General features: G+C 55.9%; 14 protein-coding genes. 8 read left to right on the top strand and 6 right to left on the bottom strand.

Translation table 11 applies throughout. The features are described from left to right. Nucleotides 1-34 precede the first annotated feature (34 nt). From ACVWNW_RS00950 to ACVWNW_RS00965, 4 genes are all read left to right on the top strand, one after another. Nucleotides 35-931 carry a pyridoxamine kinase gene (locus ACVWNW_RS00950; protein ID WP_110425377.1) on the top strand — a complete coding sequence of 299 codons (897 nt, stop codon included), beginning with the start codon at nt 35-37 and terminating at the stop codon, nt 929-931. A gap of 611 nt (nt 932-1,542) precedes the next feature. Next, nucleotides 1,543-2,190 carry a YraN family protein gene (locus ACVWNW_RS00955; protein WP_121912646.1) on the top strand — a complete coding sequence of 216 codons (648 nt, stop codon included), beginning with the start codon at nt 1,543-1,545 and terminating at the stop codon, nt 2,188-2,190. Next, a complete protein-coding gene (locus tag ACVWNW_RS00960) occupies nt 2,190-3,776 on the top strand; it encodes a YifB family Mg chelatase-like AAA ATPase (protein ID WP_313841000.1) in 1,587 nt (528 codons plus the stop codon). Before ACVWNW_RS00955 ends, ACVWNW_RS00960 begins: the two co-directional genes overlap by 1 nt. A gap of 49 nt (nt 3,777-3,825) precedes the next feature. After that, entirely contained in the window at nt 3,826-5,361 is a 1,536-nt protein-coding gene (locus ACVWNW_RS00965) for a DNA-processing protein DprA (RefSeq protein ID WP_313841001.1), read from the top strand. Nucleotides 5,362-5,365: 4 nt separating this feature from the next. Here ACVWNW_RS00965 and ACVWNW_RS00970 read toward each other — a convergent pair whose 3' ends face one another. Next, nucleotides 5,366-5,710 carry an MGMT family protein gene (locus ACVWNW_RS00970; protein WP_046323051.1) on the bottom strand — a complete coding sequence of 115 codons (345 nt, stop codon included), beginning with the start codon at nt 5,708-5,710 and terminating at the stop codon, nt 5,366-5,368. Between the two features lie 79 nt (nt 5,711-5,789). Between ACVWNW_RS00970 and ACVWNW_RS00975 the strand changes: the two genes are divergently transcribed. The 3 genes from ACVWNW_RS00975 to ACVWNW_RS00985 all read left to right on the top strand — a co-directional run bounded on the left by ACVWNW_RS00975 (nt 5,790) and on the right by ACVWNW_RS00985 (nt 9,783). Then, nucleotides 5,790-7,691 carry an FAD-dependent oxidoreductase gene (locus tag ACVWNW_RS00975; protein WP_454482508.1) on the top strand — a complete coding sequence of 634 codons (1,902 nt, stop codon included), beginning with the start codon at nt 5,790-5,792 and terminating at the stop codon, nt 7,689-7,691. Between the two features lie 129 nt (nt 7,692-7,820). Continuing rightward, nucleotides 7,821-9,032, top strand: a complete 1,212-nt coding sequence (locus ACVWNW_RS00980) for a succinate dehydrogenase/fumarate reductase iron-sulfur subunit (RefSeq protein WP_454482510.1) — start codon at nt 7,821-7,823, stop codon at nt 9,030-9,032. Nucleotides 9,033-9,105: 73 nt separating this feature from the next. Next, entirely contained in the window at nt 9,106-9,783 is a 678-nt protein-coding gene (locus tag ACVWNW_RS00985) for an O-methyltransferase (RefSeq protein WP_313841004.1), read from the top strand. A gap of 20 nt (nt 9,784-9,803) precedes the next feature. On the opposite strand, the gene ACVWNW_RS00990 is transcribed toward ACVWNW_RS00985, so the two are convergent. From ACVWNW_RS00990 to ACVWNW_RS01010, 5 genes are all read right to left on the bottom strand, one after another. Next, complete coding sequence (locus tag ACVWNW_RS00990) at nt 9,804-10,571, bottom strand: LOG family protein (protein WP_198190917.1); 768 nt, start codon at nt 10,569-10,571, stop codon at nt 9,804-9,806. A 347-nt stretch (nt 10,572-10,918) separates the two neighbouring features. Beyond that, the gene (locus ACVWNW_RS00995; protein WP_454482513.1) at nt 10,919-13,909 is read right to left on the bottom strand and encodes a beta-galactosidase; all 2,991 of its coding nucleotides are present in this window, start codon (nt 13,907-13,909) and stop codon (nt 10,919-10,921) included. 102 nt (nt 13,910-14,011) lie between these two features. Beyond that, nucleotides 14,012-14,866: a carbohydrate ABC transporter permease gene (locus ACVWNW_RS01000; protein WP_454482515.1), complete on the bottom strand. Its 855-nt coding sequence runs from the start codon at nt 14,864-14,866 to the stop codon at nt 14,012-14,014. Continuing rightward, the gene (locus tag ACVWNW_RS01005) at nt 14,863-15,804 is read right to left on the bottom strand and encodes a carbohydrate ABC transporter permease (RefSeq protein WP_198208426.1); all 942 of its coding nucleotides are present in this window, start codon (nt 15,802-15,804) and stop codon (nt 14,863-14,865) included. Before ACVWNW_RS01005 ends, ACVWNW_RS01000 begins: the two co-directional genes overlap by 4 nt. 141 nt (nt 15,805-15,945) lie before the next feature. Beyond that, a complete protein-coding gene (locus ACVWNW_RS01010; protein ID WP_313841006.1) occupies nt 15,946-17,211 on the bottom strand; it encodes an ABC transporter substrate-binding protein in 1,266 nt (421 codons plus the stop codon). A gap of 373 nt (nt 17,212-17,584) precedes the next feature. Between ACVWNW_RS01010 and ACVWNW_RS01015 the strand changes: the two genes are divergently transcribed. Then, complete coding sequence (locus tag ACVWNW_RS01015; protein WP_454482518.1) at nt 17,585-18,679, top strand: LacI family DNA-binding transcriptional regulator; 1,095 nt, start codon at nt 17,585-17,587, stop codon at nt 18,677-18,679. Nucleotides 18,680-18,915 lie beyond the last annotated feature (236 nt).

Genomic DNA, 18,915 nt, shown 5'->3' on the forward strand with positions numbered 1-18,915 from the left:
GAACAGCCTCAGCAGGCATGAAGGAGTTCAAAAGATGGCCGGACAGACGGACGATCAGAACAGGCTCTACCAGCGCGACAGCAAGTACATCCCCCGAGTCGCCGCTGTGCATGACATGTGCGGGTATGGCAAGTGCTCGCTGACGGCCGCCATCCCCATTCTTTCGGCGGCCGGATGCGACGTTTGCCCGGTGCCTACAGCCCTGTTCAGCGCGCACACCATGTTCAAGGACTACACCTTCCACGACACCACCGAGATGCTGCCGGGATACCTGGATGCCTGGCAGAAGGAGGGTGTCGACCTGGACGGGATCTACAGCGGGTTCCTGGGCAGCGCCGAACAGGTTGACATTATTCAGCGCATGTATCGGGAATACCCCAAGGCCTTGCGGCTGGTCGACCCCGTCATGGGCGACGGCGGATCCATGTACCCCACCTACACCGAGGAGATGTGCCGGGCCGTGACCAATCTGGTCGACGGAGCCGACCTGCTCATGCCCAACTTGACCGAGGTCAGCCTGCTGACCGGCATCGACTACGAAGGCCAGGACCTTGACGATGCCCAGGTTGGTGAGCGTCTGGGCCGTCTGCTGGACATGGGCGCAAAAAACGTCATCATCAAGGGCATCGACCGGAAGGACGGCAAGCTGCGCAACTTTGTGGCCTCGGCAGATCATGGCGGAGTCAGCGAGCGCACCGAGCTGGTTCACGACAAGCTGCCCTTCATGATTCACGGGACCGGTGATGCCTTCGCCTCCAGCCTCTGCGGGGCGCTCTTTACAGGACGAGGCTTGGCCGATGCCGCCCGAATCGCCGGTGAATTCGTCCGCTCGGCCATGCAGCACACACGCAATCAGCCCGACTATCAGCAACGCGGGGTCAGTTTTGAGCTGGACCTGGGGCAGATGACTGCTCTGGTGCAGGAGCTGTGAGCCCAAGGTCGGCGAAAACGGCATAGGAGTCTGGGCATTTGCCAAAAGTGGAAGACCAAGGTGGATGAATAAAACCTAGACCGCCTTAATCGGCGCATTCTTGCCGGCCAGATACGTGGTCGACAATGTGACAAATCAGTCATAGAGCAACCCGGACACAGCAGACCGGAAGGCGTTGCCAGCGAATTCGCCGACGGTACCTTCCGGTCTCCGTTATCTCTTTATTCCTGGTTTCTTAGTTGCCTGATGCTCTGCTCCCTTCGCTTATTTCTCTCTATGTGTATCATGCGTTTCTGTTTCCTTGGTTTCTGCTTTACTTAGTTCCGCTTTGCCTGCTTCTCCTTTCTTTCGTTTCTGTTTCAGTTCTTCTTGCCTCTGCCGACTCTGCCTGGTGTAGAGATGAATGCAATCGATACAGCATCAGCATCGGGAATCCACTCGTTCATCCACTTTCGTGCGTGCGCAGGATCATTCGACCACATGCCTGGTTCGGCTAGTCACCGACTTCCTTTCAGTGGTCTCCTAGAAACATGGACACACAAGAACTGACTAGACCAAATAATCTCCGCACAGCCATAAACGACAGGGGTGGCAGAACCGATGCCGACATTATGATCACAGACCCATTGGTCGCGCGACCCATAAGAGCTCTGCCCGATTCCAAGAGATCCTTCGACAACCCAGAAAACACACGAACTAGTGGAGCAAGGTTTAGTACGAACAACGATGAATCCATCGACATAGAACTGGCAGATATTGAACGACAGATCAGAGTCAGTGGCATAAACAGCCGAGAACTCGGACGTTTGGGCGAGGATTACGCCTGCCAGTGGCTGCGGCAACGAAACTGGAAGATTCTAGCCCGCAATTGGAGAAGCAGATTCGGCGAGTTGGACATCATCGCCCTGGATCCCGAGGCGACTCTGGTATTCGTAGAGGTCAAGACCAGGCGCACCGGTCGGTTCGGATCCCCGGAACAGGCTGTCGGCCCGCGCAAGCAGACCCACCTGCGTCACGCAGCAGTCCAATGGCTGATAAGCCACGACCGAGAACCCAACGCACGGCATCGCAGCACCCGATTCGATGTCATCAGCCTGTCAGTCAAGTCCGACCCTGGCAGAAGCATGTATTCCGAGGGTGCCCATCCCCTGACTTCCTGTCAGACATCCGCCGAGACCGTCAGAGGATCCAACCATTCGGGCAGGGGCGGATGGAAACCGGGATCAGTCTTCCTCAGGCACACCAAAGAGGCCTTCTGATGCGTCTTGGATCTGCTGAATCCGTAGGATTGATAGGGCTCAAGGCCTTTCTCATTCACGTGCAGTCCTTCATCTCCCCAGGACTGCCCTACTTCTCCATCATCGGGCTGCCGGATGCCTCCTTGTCGGAGGCGCGGGAACGGGTCAAATCCGCCTGCTCGGCCTGCGGATTTCGTTGGCCGCAGACCAGAGTCACCGTCAACATGTCCCCTGCTTCAAAGCCTAAACACGGCTCCTCACACGACCTGGCCATTGCGACCAGCGTCCTAGAAGCCGGCGGTGCGCTGCCGACGGAAGGCCTGGATCATACAGTCATCGTGGGCGAGCTTAACTTGGATGGCACGATTCTGCCTATCAACGGTCTGCTGCCCATCCTGATGCAGGCCAGAGCTCAGGGAATCACGCGAGCCTTCGTCCCCGCAGACAACCTTGACGAGGCCCGTCTGGTTCCCGATATTGAGGTTGTCGGACTGCGTCACCTGGGCCAGCTCATTCAGGCCTTGGGCGGGCGAAGCAGAATCGCCGTCCCTGAAGCAGACGGCCATAAGAAAGCCGACGAGCCAACCGCCATAGCGAGTGTGCACACTAGGAACTCAGCTCGTAATGTCAACTCCCCCGCCAATGCCGAACCAGCTCCACCGAAGCCGGACATGGCTGACGTGATTGGCCAGGAGGAGACCAAATGGGCCATGATGGTGGCTGCAGCCGGCGGCCACCACATGCTCATGGTCGGTCCTCCAGGAGCCGGCAAGAGCATGCTTGCGGAACGGCTTCCCAGCATCATGCCCGCTCTGGATGCTGTTCAACAGCTTGAGGTGGCTTCCATCCGATCCCTATGTGGCACGCTGAGCCAGTATGGGATTACCAATGTGCCACCCTTCGAGGCCCCTCATCATACGATCTCCATGGCGGCCATGGTCGGAGGCGGAGCCGGACTCGCCACCCCTGGCGCCATCACCCGTGCCCATCGCGGAGTCCTCTTTATGGATGAGGCGCCGGAATTCTCTCCAAGGGTGATCCAATCCCTACGCGAGCCCCTGGAGATCGGGCGGATCTTCTTGTCCCGGGCCAAGGGCAGCACCACCTTCCCGGCTCGTTTTCAGCTGGTCATGGCTGCCAACCCCTGTCCTTGCGGATACGGATACGGCACAGGCGAGCGCTGCACCTGCACACCCCGCGAGCGCCTCCGTTATTGGAACAGGCTGTCAGGACCCATCATGGACCGCATCGACATCCAGACCACGGTCCCCCCGGTGATCGACCCGGGATTCGACGATCACCGTCCACGCCAGCACAGCGTCCAGATCCGCAAGCGTGTGACACGTGCACGTCAGACGGCAAAAGAGCGTTTCCACAAGGAAGGCTGGACCTGCAACGCCCAGATCAGCGGAGAATGGCTGCGTCAGAACACATCTTCCAAGGCGCGTTCGATCGTGGATCAAGCACTGCGCAGACAGCGGATCAGTCTGCGAGGGGCCGACAGGACCATGCGCCTGGCATGGACTCTGGCAGACCTGGACGGACGGCCCAGCCCCGGTGCCGACGATGTGACCACCGGCATCCTACTCAGGACAAGGGCCGTCTGAGATGACCAAACCCTTGATGAAAACCATGCCAGCAGATCAACCGCGACCGATGACCATGGTAGAAAGTGACTGGCTTGCCAGAGCTGTGCTGACCCTGGCTGCAGACGGCCCGGATGCCTTCATGATCAGCTGTCTGCTGGGCTCGAACCAGGCGGCCGACCTTTGTCGAAATCTGATCGAACTAAAGGCACCGAACCACTCGGATGGCGACGGCCCTCATGATGCTGCTCGCGCCAGACTAGACGAACGCTTTCTGAAGGGGACGGCTCGATGGGGACGACAAACGAGCCCTGAAGACCTAACTCGGTTCCATAAGATCAGTGACTCCTGGCGAAGACGCCTAACACCCTTGCTGGCCATGGACACTGACCAGGTGCGGACCATGATGACTGGTGGAGGTCGGTTCTGGGTGATGACCCCTGGCGACCCCTGCTGGCCAGGTCAGGTGGGTGACCTGGCACGTCGCTCTGATTGGGCCCCTCCCCTCTGCCTGTGGGGACAAGGCAATCCTGAAGCCTTGATCTGCTGTGACCGTCCCTTGGCCGTAGTCGGATCAAGGACATGCGACGAGTATGGCCGGTCCACCGCTCACCAGATAGCCATACAGGCTGCTGGTAAAGGCCACCTAGTCGTCTCCGGCGGGGCCATGGGCACGGATGCCGCCGCCCACTGGGGGGCACTGGCCGCTGGTGGCGGACGAACGGTGGCCGTTTTCGCTGGAGGCTTGCTGCATATGGGTCCCAAACGCAACAGTCGTCTGTTTGAGAACATTGAGGCAGATGGTGGCGCACTGATCAGCGAGCTGCCGCCAGGCACTATCCCCGAAGCACGGCGGTTCCTGCTGCGCAACCGAATCATCGCCGCCCTGGCCTCCGACATTGTAGTGGCACAGGCACGACACCGATCCGGCGCGCTGAACACAGCCAACTGGGGCGTGGAATTGGGCCGTCGTGTACTGGCTGCCCCCGGAAGAATCGACCAGCCAGAAAACACCGGCTGCAACAGACTCATCCATGAGGGCAAGGCGGAGTTGCTCCTGTCGGCGACCGACATCCAAGACATCTGCCATCCCGCCCATGCACCTATCCACCCTGACAAATCCGTTCAACAGGGAACCGGCGTTTCAGCCAAACCCACCGAAGATCATGAGAACCACCGAGCAAGTCGACAGCCTACGCAGCGCATACCGCCGCTTGACTCCGATCATCCGATCCAAACCATCCACGGCAGTCAACTGCCCTCAACCACATTCAAACAATCCCGGACAGATAGAGACAGGCTTTCGGCCCGTTCGAAGGGCAAAAAGGATTCTTCAACCCCGCCATCAAATCCAGCTATGGACCATGAATGGGAAAAAGCCGGCGATGAGCGCCTAACCAAGGCAGAGACCACAGTGCTGGTGGCGATCCGCAACTGTCAGCGTCAGAATGGTCCACCCATGACGGGACAGCTTCGTGTTCTGCTCGACAATCAGGGACATGAGCTCTCCGTGAGGAAACTGATGCAGCTACTGGGATCCCTGGAAATTCGTGGTCTGGTTAGTCTGCAGGACGGATGTGTGGTAGCCGAAAATCCGAAGACCTGAAGAGTCAGGCCTTCCAGCGACAGCGATCCAAATCCACCACCCAACCATCGGCACCAGCTGATTCGTCACTATGGGGAGGAACAAAGTGAACACCCTCATCCTCCAGCAGTTGACGCTGACGCTCTGGACCGCCAAAGGCGAATCCTGGTGCCAGCGAACCATCACGAAAGACCACGCGATGACAGGGAATCACGCCAGGTTCGGGATTGTCATGAAGCGCATAACCTACGAACCTGGCGTTGCGCGGATGACCTGTCAGGGAGGCGACCTGACCATAGGTGGCCACCTTGCCGCGAGGGATCCGTCTAACGACCTGATAAACCTGCTGGGAGAAGGAAAGTTCGGTCATAAGACTCATTCTGCCCGCGTAAGCAGACATCGACCGGATGAGGGTGCCGCTATCAATAGGTCGTGACAGTATCGTTGGTATGAATCCCCAGAAGGTCAGAAACCGCTATGATGCCGTCATCGTCGGAGCCGGAGCGGCTGGATTGTCAACAGCTCTGGGCCTGTACAGAGCTTTAGAGAACAAAAAGAGCAAGAGCGACTTATCTCCAAAGGTCTTGGTCGTCTCCAAGCTGCAGCCCCTACGCTCCCACACCGGCTCAGCAGAAGGAGGCATCGCGGCCAGTCTGGGCAACCAGGAAAAAGACGACTGGCATTGGCACTACTACGATACCGTCAAGGGCAGCGACTGGCTGGCTGACCAGGACGCTGTGCGGATTCTGGCCGAGCAGGCCCCGGGCATCGTCATCGAGCTGGAACATGACGGAGTGGCCTTCTCAAGGACCGAAGACGGGCATATCGCCCAGCGGAAGTTCGGCGGCCATACCGCTGATTATGGCGGCCATCCAGTCAGGAGAGCCGCCTATGCAGCAGACCGTATCGGCCACCAGATCCTGCACGCCCTCTGGCAGCAGTGCCTGCGTCATGGAGTCGAGTTCGCCGAGGAATGGTATGTGACCGATCTGGTCCTTGACCCGCCCACTGATGAGGAACCCGGCGGCCATGCCCGAGGACTAATCGTGCTGGACACCCATGACGGCAAGCTGCAGGCCATCCAAGCCGACAATATCGTTCTATGCACGGGCGGAGCCGGCCGACTCTTCCATACGACCTCCAACTCCTGGGATCTGACCGGTGACGGCATGGCGCTCGCCCTACAGGCTGGACTGCAGTTGGAGGATGTGGAGTTCATCCAATTCCATCCCACCGGCCTGGGTCACACTGGCATCCTGCTGTCGGAGGCCTCCCGCGCAGAAGGCGGCGTGCTCAGGAACTGCCAAGGACGGGCGTTCATGCAGGACTACGCGCCTGGACACGGCGACCTGGCCGCCAGGGATGTAGTCAGCCGTTCCATTGTGGCCGAGATTGATGCAGGTCGCGGAGTGGCCGATCCATCAGACCCGGATGGATCTCATGATTGCGTCTGGCTGGACATGACCGGCATTGACGCCCAGCGCATGACCACTCTGCTCCCCCAGGTCACCGAGACCATCCATCGCTACGCCCACCTGGATCCCACTGTGGACATGGTTCCTGTCAAACCCACCGCCCACTACACCATGGGCGGCATCCCCATCACAGATCGTGGCCACGTCTATCGCTGGCAGGATGGCCGCCGTCGAATCGTCGACGGACTGTATGCCGCCGGGGAGTGCTCATGCGTCAGCGTTCACGGGGCCAACAGGCTAGGCGGCAACTCCCTGCTGGACGCCTGCCTTTTCGGCACCAGAACCGGACAGACCATCGCCACCATCATGGCCAATGCCGACAAGCCAAACGACATGACCGACGCGCCTACGCTCGCACAGGCACTGCGAAGGCGTCAGACCTCCATGGACAAGTTGCTGGCTGTAGAGAGTGATGCCGAGCCCTCGGAGTCAACATTGACCAACAACCAAAACGAAGAATCCGACCCCAATGGCGGTGCCAGCCCGAACAACCCTTACGCGTTAATGGGTCGGCTGGGACGTCTGATGGAGGAGGCCGTAGCCGTCCGCTGCGATCAGAGCAGCATCGAAAAGGGTTTGCGCGGCCTTGATCAACTGGATGCCGATGCCAGGCAGTTGCGTGCGCACAGTGGCACAGCAGTGCTCAACCAAGAGGTGACCGCCATCATGGAGGTAGACAACCTGCTGACCCTGGCCCGGGCCGTACTGAACGCCAGCCTGAAACGCAAGGAATCTCGCGGTGCCTTGTACCGGAGCGATTATCCGCAACGCGACGACGAACACTACCTGGCCCACACTATGATCGACGCCAGGGAAGTTGTCTCCTGGCAGCCTGTTCATATCGTTGACATGCCTCCTAAGGGCCGCAACTACTGATGGACCCTGAGCTCATCCTGTTCCGACAGGCACCTGCTCGACACCTATGCTGGTCAGGCAGGGATTAGGATGGAGGCCGCGCATATTAGTGGGCATAGGGACACATCCCGAGCAAGGACAGGAGCAACCGTGACATCACAGTCCACAGGCTCAGACGGATCCAAGGCATCAGCATCGGACCGCGATCCCCGTCCGGTGACCTTCCGAATAGCCCGGTTTACCCCACGACCTCAATCAGAGCGTCCGGCGCGAACCAGCCCATTCGCCAAGAGCAACCCCTTTGCCGCAGCGGGTAGCCGACGAGCACGAGGACGCCGCTGGACACAGGAGTACACGATCCGCATTGCCCCACAGCGCACTGTTCTCGATGCCCTTCTGCAGATCAAGCGAGAGGTGGATCCCACACTGAACTTCCGGTACTCCTGTGGGCATGGCATGTGCGGGTCGGATGCCGTGCTCATCAACGACCGTCCGGATCTGCTCTGCACAGCCACCATCGCCGACTGCTTGTCTGCATCCGAGACCATGCCGAACGCATACGCCTCATTCGGTGTAGCTAATGGAAGTCCACAAGTTCAACAGCCTCCAGCTTTCCGCCGCACCGGCTCGGCAACCACCGCAACGGCCACATCCTCGTCGACATTGCACTCAGTTTCGGACATAGGCTCCAGAACCACAGGCCCTAAAGCCACAAATCCTTCTGAAGCCTCAGACCATACAGAAACCACAAACCATAAAGGCACCACACACTCTACAGAAACTTCAGACTCTGACAAATCTTCAGTGATAGAGATCCGTCCGCTCCCCGGCTTCACCCCACTCAGAGACCTGATAGTGGACACCGACACCATGTTTGAACAGATTCGACGCTTTAAGCCTTATCTGCTTCATGATGATTCCTCTGCCGAAAGCCGCCAAAATCACCACGAATCCGATCAGCCAGAGACCCAGGATTCGGTGCAAAACCCATTAACAAAAGCCATCAGCCAAGCAGCCAAGGCTAAAGTGGTCGACGCAGAACCAGCGTCGGAATACCGGCAGACTCCGGAAGAGCTGGCCCGGTATGAACTGCTCAGCACCTGCATCGCCTGCGGACTCTGCCAAGGTGCCTGTCCTATTTATGCGGGCGGTGAGGCCTTCGCCGGCCCGGCGGCCATGATCGCAGCGGCTCGATTCATCAACGATTCCCGCGACAGCCATCGACAGGAACGTCTAGAGGCCATTGACCAGGTGGACGGAATCCAGGCATGCCAGTCCATACGGGCCTGCACCCGACCCTGCCCCAAAGGCATCGACGTGGGTGAAGAGATGTGGAAGCTAGTCGAAGCCGTCAAGGAGTAGTCAGACTCGTACGCACACAGGTCAGCATGAGCATTCGACAGGCTTGTGCCCTCTGGTCGTTACCATGGTTAGCATGGACAAAACCTCGTACAACAACATCGCCAGAGGATGGGAATTCGCCGAGGCAAGCGCTCTGAACGTCGAATCAGACAAGTTGCAGACCTTGCGAGACAAGGCTTCGGAGGCCGGATTCGCACAGTGCTCCCGGTCTCAAGGCGCCTTTCTGCAGTTTTTGGCTGGCCGGAACGCTCCGGCATCCATCATCCTGGTCGGCAACGGCTCTGTGGTCGAAGCCCTGCGCCTGATGACGGGCTTGCATGGTCATGGCCAGTTCACCGCCGTCGACTCCACAGCCCAAGGCACCTCACTGGTCAAAAAAATATTCGCGGGCATGGAAAAAGCCCACCCTGGAATGAGGCTGCGGGCAGTCAATGCGGCTGCCAAAACCTACTTCCCCAAGCTCAACCCCAGCGACTACGACCTTATCGTCGTCTCAGGCAATGGGGACAACTACCAACAGGTCATGGACCAGGCTCCGCGCCTGCTCAAGGACCGAGGACAGGTGATCTTCACGGATGCCTTCGATCTGCTGAAGGATCCGGACAAGGGCGGCGTACTCAACCCGGCCAACAGGTCCGCCAAAACAATCACCTTACGGACCATCATGGAAGCCATAAGCAAAGACGATGCCTGGGAATCCTGTCTGCTACCCATTGGCACAGGTATGATCATGGCCACCCGCGCCCGCTGACCGCCGCCCGCCTATTATTATCAGTCACGGTGGCGCAGGATGACTTCGACAGCCTCATCAGGATCATCAGTGCGGATGACCAGATCGGGGTCCAGCTCAGAAATCATGCCCCTCTGCTGCACTGTGTCTGACATCCAGTCAAAGAGCCCCTGCCAGTAGACCCTGTCGAAGAGGACGATGGGCATGCTGGGCGCCTTATGTGTTTGGACAAGCGTCAGGACCTCAAACATCTCGTCCAGGGTGCCGAACCCACCGGGGCAGACGATGATGCCCGAGGAGTATTTCATGAACATCATCTTGCGTACGAAGAAGTAACGGAAGGTGATGCCCAGATTCACCCAGCGGTTGAGCCCCTGCTCCATGGGCAATTCGATGCCCAGGCCGACGGACTTGCCGCCGACCTCCGCCGCGCCCTTGTTGGCCGCCTCCATGATGCCAGGCCCTCCCCCGGTGATTACTGCCATACCGGCCTTGGCCAGGTCGCCGCCCATCTTGCGTGCAGCAGCATAGGTGGGATCCTCCCTGCCGGTCCGAGCTGAGCCAAAGATGGCGGCTGCCGGTCCCAGCTCAGCCAGTGCACCGAACCCGTCGACGAACTCAGCCTGGATGCGCAGCACCCGCCAGGGGTCCATATGCAGCCAGTCCGTATCGCCGCCTGACGAGAGCAAACCAGCGTTGGCATCCGCCTCAGGAATCATGGGCCCGCGCATGATGACCGGACCACTATGGTAGGTCCTGCCTAAGTCCGGGCCTTCATCGTCATTGTGATTGTCAACCATATCCGCCATGTACGCATTCCTCCATCGGGCCCTGATCCGAAGGACCCGCTCGATCCTGTTCCGGCTTTCATGATAGCGGCCCCCGCCGCCCAGTCGACAGCAAGACCAACATGGAAAAGTGGCCAGCGGGCACAATAAAGCAATCCGTCTAGCACATTTAAGATGAACGGCAAGCCCGTACAAACCCAATGAATATGCCTATAATCACCCCTGTTGGTTTGCTATCGCTAGACAAGTCAATCTCGAAACACACGATTGCTTCCAAGAACGATTATTGGACCGAACGGTAACCCAATTTGACTTTGTCTCCGTTTGCATTCTCATGAAGCAGCGATCAACGTTCCAGGAATATTTATTTACCGATCTCCGCTCTCTGAGTTCAAGTCCACAGCACCTCCTAGCTGAATTGTTTCCAACCGACCTGCTTCTTTGCCAGTAGACTCGATGAGCAGCGAAAGATCTCCCTCTTCTTGAGGAACTATGAGCAGATCGCCGCGTCCTCCGGCAAATATCGTTCCAGGCAAACCGCCCAACACCAACCGACCCAGATTGGTGTGCTCCCCGAAAGCAGTCACTTGCAGGCCCTGACCCTGCATGCGGACTATCGTTGATCCACGTTGTTGAGCTTGCGCTAGAGCCGACCGAGAAACCTGTAGCCAGAGGCAGCTGCCGGGCGGGCAAGTTACGGGAAGGCGCTGGTCTTTGAAAATTGCCCGACTTGCGCTCTTTCGAAGCATCGTCAGATTTTGCGTGCGTAAAGTCCAGTCTGCAATGGGTTCGCCTACCAGTAGTTCAATCGTTCCAGTTGGCTCACCCCAAGTCTGCCACGTTCTGATAGTCAACCGATCCGTTGCCTGTAAGGGCCCCAGCCAAAGCGTCGACTCATAAGGGGTGATTGTTCCTATCTGGCAGCCGTTAAGTTCAACTTCGCACTTGCACTGGCAACCCTTGAAGTGCAAGGCTCCGACCGGCAACCAGCTCTCTTCATCCAGCATTCGACCCGAAGATGCATTCTTAATTCTCGACCGAGAACTTGTACCAGCCTCTGCCGGGTATGAAACCGACAAACTTGGCAGGGAACGGGTATATGTCACCACCCTGGGCCAATAAGAGGCCGACCAGCCCCCAAAGCCCATTCGGGGAACCGGATCTCGCCCCGGAAGGACCACATCGGCCTTTCCTGCTGGCGACGACCAGCGTTTAATTTCAGTTGCTTGCCATCCTGAATTCAGGGGCAGGACTTCATGCACTGCCAGCACACCGGATAAACCCCGCCCGGCAGACAACCGAAGGGCTTGCAATCTCGTGTCATCGAAATTGGAGTGCCCCCAGATGCCTACTCTTATGGACAAGAGCGGATCCTCATCATCAGTTCGTTGGATAGCTGAGCCGTCCAATGGCATCCAATAATCACCGCCGCCATTCGCTACCCAGGGCATCACCAGATCCCCCCATTGCAGGCCAACCACATCTGCTGCCTGCCGCAGGACCATCCCGCGAATTCCGTCGGGACAGCAACGCGTACTATACAGACCACTGCCAGACCACAGACCTCGCTCTTCCAACATAGGCAGCCTGCTGCCTGGAATCAACGCAGACGGAGAAGACCATACCTGGTCACATTCAGCCTTGCCCACCGATTCCAACCGAACGATGGGTGCATGCGAGGACTGCGCCCTCGTAACCGGCTGACCCAACTGCACAGTAATTGATTTCCGGCCTTCTGGAGTAATCAGCATTGTTCGGAGGACTCCATGCTTTCCAGAAAGGGCCAATCCATTGACAGGTTTATCTCCGAGCCCGGTATTCTGGGCGGAATCCTTACAGGTGTCAGCCAGGGGATGCCAGATCAAGTCCCCGTCAATCCGCACCTTATCCAGCGACGTATCGGCAGGAAATGCTAAACGCAACCACAGGGGACCGGGTATCATGTCGGGAGCATCCACTTGCACTCGTACCCCGGTCTTCTCGTTGAATTCGAGTCCTGTCAATTCACCGCTAGTGGCTTCCAAAAGGCAACCCGATCCCAGAGGGAGATCCCGTACCAGCATCACCCCAGTCTTCGCTGGTAGTGGCCACTCGTCAGGTGAACCCTGGCCGCTATCAGCCTCCAGCTTCAGATTTTGCTCACTCACGTTGGTCAAGGTCAGCAATTTGCCACCACCGGCCAAATTCAGGAGACCCAATCCCAACTGCGGATCCTCCAGGCTGAGCGGACGGCCTTCTACTCGAATTCCACTGGCAAAGCTGGCGATTGCCTCCTCATCCGCCACTTGAGCCATGCTCAGCCGGTCGCCCAAGGCATTGATGATTGCACTCAATCGACGTGCCTGATCGGCCTCGGGTCGCTCGCCGCCGGCAGGGTCGACAGCTCCGCCGAAGTCGTAGTCGGATGTCATAAAGGCCTCCAAAGAACCCCAACTGTTGACGGAGGTTCCGTAATCGAAATCCCAGCCAGACACCTGCAGGTAAGGTCCTATGAAGGCCGCTCCCGATCCAACCAAACGCCTCAGCGTGCGATGTACGCGGTTAGTCTCCGTCACAATCAGGGGTGCTCCACGCCTACTGGCGGCATGACGGTAATAACGCACCTGACGATCAAAATCCGGATCGTCATCATCGGGGTAGAGGTTGACAGCGGGCGCCACCGTTGCAGCGTCAGCGCCGGCACGAGTCATATCCCCCTGACCAGCACAGACGACAATGGGCACACGCACTCCCATTTCCCGCATCATGGAGGCCAGTGAGCCAATGTATCCAGTTGGATCCTCACAGTCGAAAAAGTCCAGTTCGTTATCCGCCTGGACCATGATCACGGGTCCTCCATGGCCGTGTCCAGCATATTGTTGGCGCGAAATAATGGGGATAATTTGCTGATACCAGGTTCTGACAGCCTCCAGGAAGGCCTCATCGTGCTGCCGGGCTCGAATCTTAGGATCGGTAAGCACCCAGGCTGGCAGACCCCCGCCATCCCATTCTGCACAGATATAGGGGCCTGGCCGGATCAAAGCATAGAGACCGGCACGTTTGGTCATGCGCAGAAACTCCTCGATGTCCAAACGACCTGAAAAGTCAGCTTTGCCTGGTTCCCTCATATACAGGTTCCAAGGCGTATAGACATCTATGACCTGGTAACCCAGCCGTTTTACCGCATTCAGACGCTGCTCCCACTGACTTCGGGGTATACGAAAGGGAAAGACCGAGGCACACAGCAGAACCCTTGCTTTTCCGTCAATCCACAAACGTCCTTGAGTCAAAGCTACTGGATCGGGTGAGCCCTCCCTGGCATTTGAGATCGCCATGTCCGGCGCAGCATAACCGAATCGGCCGTCCGACTCCTGATTCATGATCGGACCTACAGGTGCTCCAGGGGCATTCGAAGTCGTCGCTGTTCTTCTCATCATTCCTATGCCTTTCGCCTTGTTGCAAAACAGGACAAACCTTGGTGTTTACTTGATTCCTGCTGATCCGGCGAACATCCCCGACTCGTACAGATATCTCTGGGCAAAGTAGTAGACGATAAGCACCGGCAGGATGAGAATCAGCGCTCCTACCATGATCATGTTCCAAGGCGGTGTCTGCACGCTGGAACTCTGGCTCGAAAGCACCTGCAAGCCTAACGCCAGAGGCATTTTATCCTCATCATTGATGTAGAGCAGGGGCCCAAAGAAACTCCCCCAGTTGGACGAAAATGTAAAGACACACACTGCCGCCAAGACAGGGACCATCATAGGCAGGATGATTCTGGTGAAAATCCTAAAGTATCCCAAGCCGTCAATCTCCGCTGCCTCATCAAGTTCCGTGGGGATACGAGTGATGAACTGACGCATAAGAAAAACGTTGTAAGCGTTGGCGAAAAGATTCGGAACGATCATGGGCAGGAGCGTGTTGATCCATCCGAGCGTTCTGAAGAGAATGAACTGAGGAATCATCAGCACCTGGCCGGGTATCATCATCGTCGATAGAACCAGGATGAACAGGATGTTCTTGCCTGGTGCATGCAGCCTGGCAAACCCGTATGCGACCAATGCCGAAGAAAACGTCATAAAAATACAGGCAGGGATGACAATTATCAGAGAATTGAGAATGAATCTGCCGATAGGAAGTCCAGAGCTGAAGACTCGGATGAAATTCTCCCAGTGCCATTCCCCTGGCAGAAAAGTAAACTTCATAGCTTTGGTCGTTGCATCAGAGCTTAAAGCAATGGATACGACGAAGACCAGTGGGGCACAAAGAATAGCGGAGACTACGGTGAGAATGGCGTAACGCCTCGCTTTGCTGCCAAAATCAGAACGCGTATTCACTTCTTTACCTCCGACTCATAAAACACCCAGGCATCCGAGGACTTAAGCACCGCTGCCGAAATTACCATGATGATGACAAAGAGTATCCAAGCCAGGGCTGATGCATAACCCATATGAAAATCCTTGAACGCGGACGTATAGATATAAGGCACCATCATCTGGCTGGCATTGTCTGGACCACCCTGGGTCAGGATGTAAACCTGGTCAAAGACCTGGAAAGCGCCGATGATCCCTGTGACCAGATTGAAGAATAAAATAGGTGTGATCATTGGGAACGTTATGCTCCAAAACAATCTGTAGTGACCTGCCCCATCAATTTCAGCCGCTTCGTACAGTTCTTTTGGCACGCCATTAATGGCAGAAATAAGCAGGATCGTTCCCCCTCCAACCTGCCAGATGGACAGAAGGATTATGGCAGGAATAACCCAGTTGGCATCCAGCAGCCAGGCGGGACCCTTGATGCCGAACAGGCCCAGCAAGGCATTGACTGGTCCATCTTCAGGCTTGAGCAACCATTTAAAAATCAATCCTGCTGCCACAAGCGGCACCAATGAAGGCAGATAAATGATGGTGCGGTAAATGCGTTTACCACGAAAGTCATGAGAAAGCAGATTGGACAAGTACAGCGCGATGAGCAGGGAGACAGGTACAGAGACTATAGCGTAATAGAAAGTGTTTCTGAGCACTTTCCAAAAAAGAGGGTCAGCAGTAAGAGCCTTGGCATAGTTGCCAAGACCCACCCAGTTGGGTTTCTGAAATGAATCCCAATCGGTAAACGACAGATACAGCGAAGAAAACATAGGCACCGCAGTGAAAACTACAAAGCCGATAATCCACGGAGATATACATACGTAAAAGAACAGGGTCTCCCTAGTGCTCCGTTTCATTCCTCGACGCGAACCACGATGACGACGACCTATGGATGCGGATATACTCATACAAATCACCTCTTGACGATGTAAAAACACGACGGCAGGCGCATCTGACTTGGCGCAACAGAGCACTGCGGGTAAAAAGGCGCTACGGATCCGGCCATTATGCGCCGGATCCGCCAGCTGCCTGGAACTGGACTGACCCTGCTACTTGTTCAGAGCCTGCTCCAATGTCTTTTGAGCTTTATCCAAGCCAGTTTTGACATCCTGCTTGCCGTTCCAGGTTTGGGACATACCATCGGACATGGCCTTGGTGATCTGTGACCATTCTGGCGTCAACGGCGGAGCATAGGTCATCGAGGTAGATCTGGTGAAAGCAGTCAGATCCAATCCATTCTTATTCCAAGATGCCTGGGTAAAGGACTTGTCCTTGGCCGCAGCAAGGTTCGCTGGCATGTCGAGCCCGCTCTCGGCGATAGGCCGCTGTCCCTCTTTCGAGGTCAGATATTTCACAATCTTGATTGCATCATCCTTATGCTTGCTCTGAGAAGAGACCGTAAGGGCGTTGAAGAACATGGGTACAGCAGTCTTCTTGCCATGCCACAGGGGTGCAACTCCCCAGTTGAATTTGGCATCCTTAAGTGAGGAGATGTCCCAGAAACCAGTCACATTCATGGCTGTCTTACCTTGTGCGAACAGGGGGTCAGCGCCTGAATCCGTGATCTCCTGCGGCTTGGGAATGACCTCATACTTGTACATGAGATCTTGATAGAACTGCATGGCTTCAACATTCTCAGGCGAATTCACCACCGGCTTGCCATCTTTGTCGAGAATACGGCCGCCGTTTTGATAGATCCAGGTCATATACCAGGCCCACCAATCACCTTCGCAGTAGGCCCACTGAGTGGTCTTGCCATTCTCACGCTTGACCAATTTCTGGGCGTTGGTCAAGAAGGTATTCCAATCCCACTTTTCGCTGGGGTATTCCACACCAGCAGCATCGAAAATGTCCTTGTTATAGAAGATCACCGCTGGTGCCGCCCTGTCAGGAGCCCCATACAGCTTGCCTTTATATGTGTAGATCTTCTGATTGGTCTTGCCATAGTCTCGAGCGACGTTCGGGAAATCCGATGTCAAATCAGCTAGCTGACCACGACTGGAGTATGCGTTGATATTATCAGCCATTTCCAAAATATCGGGTGGTGTTCCGCCTGAAAACATAGTCTGGATCTTGGTATCGTAATCCTTGGCTATATACTGCAGTTTGACGGGGATATTGGGATATTTCTTCTTAGCCAGACTCAGACGTTTCTGCATGACACGTTTGTCAATATCACCACCCCAGATCGTTAGGACCAATTCATCTTTGCCGGCGCCACTGCTGCCCCCACAAGCCGCAAGTGAAGACACCATGGACACTGATGCAAGTACCGCGAGGATGGCGGTCAGGCCTTTCTTCTTCCAGGACCTCATTGAAACCTCCTTGGTTCAAAGAATCCTTGATTCTCATATATTGCCGGATGGCCAGGCATCAACGCACCAACCATTCGACAGGATTTCGACTCAGTGAAGACACTTACTGAATCGAATCAGCTAATTGCCAGTAACAATATAACGCATACAACTTATACGTGTCAAATATGATGTTGATTTGCCATAGCCTGCTTATATAAGCTGAAGAAGTCGTAGCATGATTGAAGTCAGAAGAACGATAGGTAATGAGCTATATGCAATGAATTCTTAGATTAATGGATTCAGCTGCATTGTTCGTTGTTTGGAGACGGCAATCAATTTCCTATGGTTCGGCATCGACAGCATAAACAGAAGAAAGACGAAGGTAGAATTCATGGTCACAATGCGTGATGTCGCCGCTTTGGCGGGTGTATCACAGGCCACAGTATCCTATGCCTTGAACGGGGACCCTATGATTTCCGAGGCCACACGTTCACGAGTCATGGCAGCGGCACAAGAACTCGACTACGCCGTTAACCTTTCCGCCAGAAACCTCAAGTCTGGTAAAAGTGGGGCTATCGGCTTGGTCGTCCAGGAAATTGCCAATCCATACGTCAGCCAGCTAGCTGACGCTATTTCAGAATATGCCTTGGGCAAGGGGCTACAAACAGTCATCCAACAAACCCTCTACCGTCGTGAGAGCGAAACCACAATTCTGGAGCATGTAATCAGCGCTTTCTGCGATGCAGTCATTTTCAGCCCCAGTAAATTGACAAGCCGGCAGATCAAGGCGCAATTACACGGCAAACCCGCTTTACTCCTTTCCGCTCAAGATGAAAATCCCGAATATGATGTTTTGCAAACCCCAGGCAAAAGAGCCATGCGCGAAGCCACCGATTATCTATTTGCCTCCGGCTGTCGAAATCCTGTTTTTTTTGGCATGCCCTATATACCTTTAACCGAATGCGTAAATCCGCTGAATTCAGCCACGACCCGAGTCGTCGGCTATGAATCCTCACTGGCAAACCACGGCATGAAACCAGGACCTCAACAGTTCATCAACCCTCCGGATTGGAGCCCCGGCACCAGCCGCCAAACCATGCTGGATTATATCGACTATGATCTTGCCTCCAATTACGAACATTCACCAAGGAACCAATACGGCAATCAGGTAAGCTTTGACGCTGTGGTCTGCATCAACGATGCTGCGGCGCTTGGCGTCATCAGAGCGTTAATCGATCGGAATATCAGCATTCCTGATCAAGTATCCGTTATTGGCTTCGACGGTATCTCCCAGGGAGCCTTCATCGCTCCCAGTCTGAGTACTGTGGCCTTCGACTTCGACGATATGGCCCGGCAGGCTGTTGACACCCTGGTGATGCGCCTAGACGAAGCCTCCGGGAAGACTCAAACCAAAACCAGGCAACAACCCCAAAGACTTACCGCCCACTATCAACTGTTGCAACGTGAATCGACGAAGTCCCTCTAAAAAATCCGAAACGACGATGATATACGTGTTCCATTGGTGACCACAGTCGCGACAGACAGGAGGACCATTAAACAATAGACATCCGAAACAGACTAAATGCAGGTCATGCCATGTCTTCGGCATGACCAAGTACCTATCCCGCTAAAAGAAACTTTCATGACAATACTGCCAGCGGGATAGCAGCACACGACCGACAGTCGCAGTACAGTGCTTCACAGGAAAAGAACAGAAGATTA

Source organism: Bifidobacterium sp. JNUCC 75 (assembly GCF_054819865.1).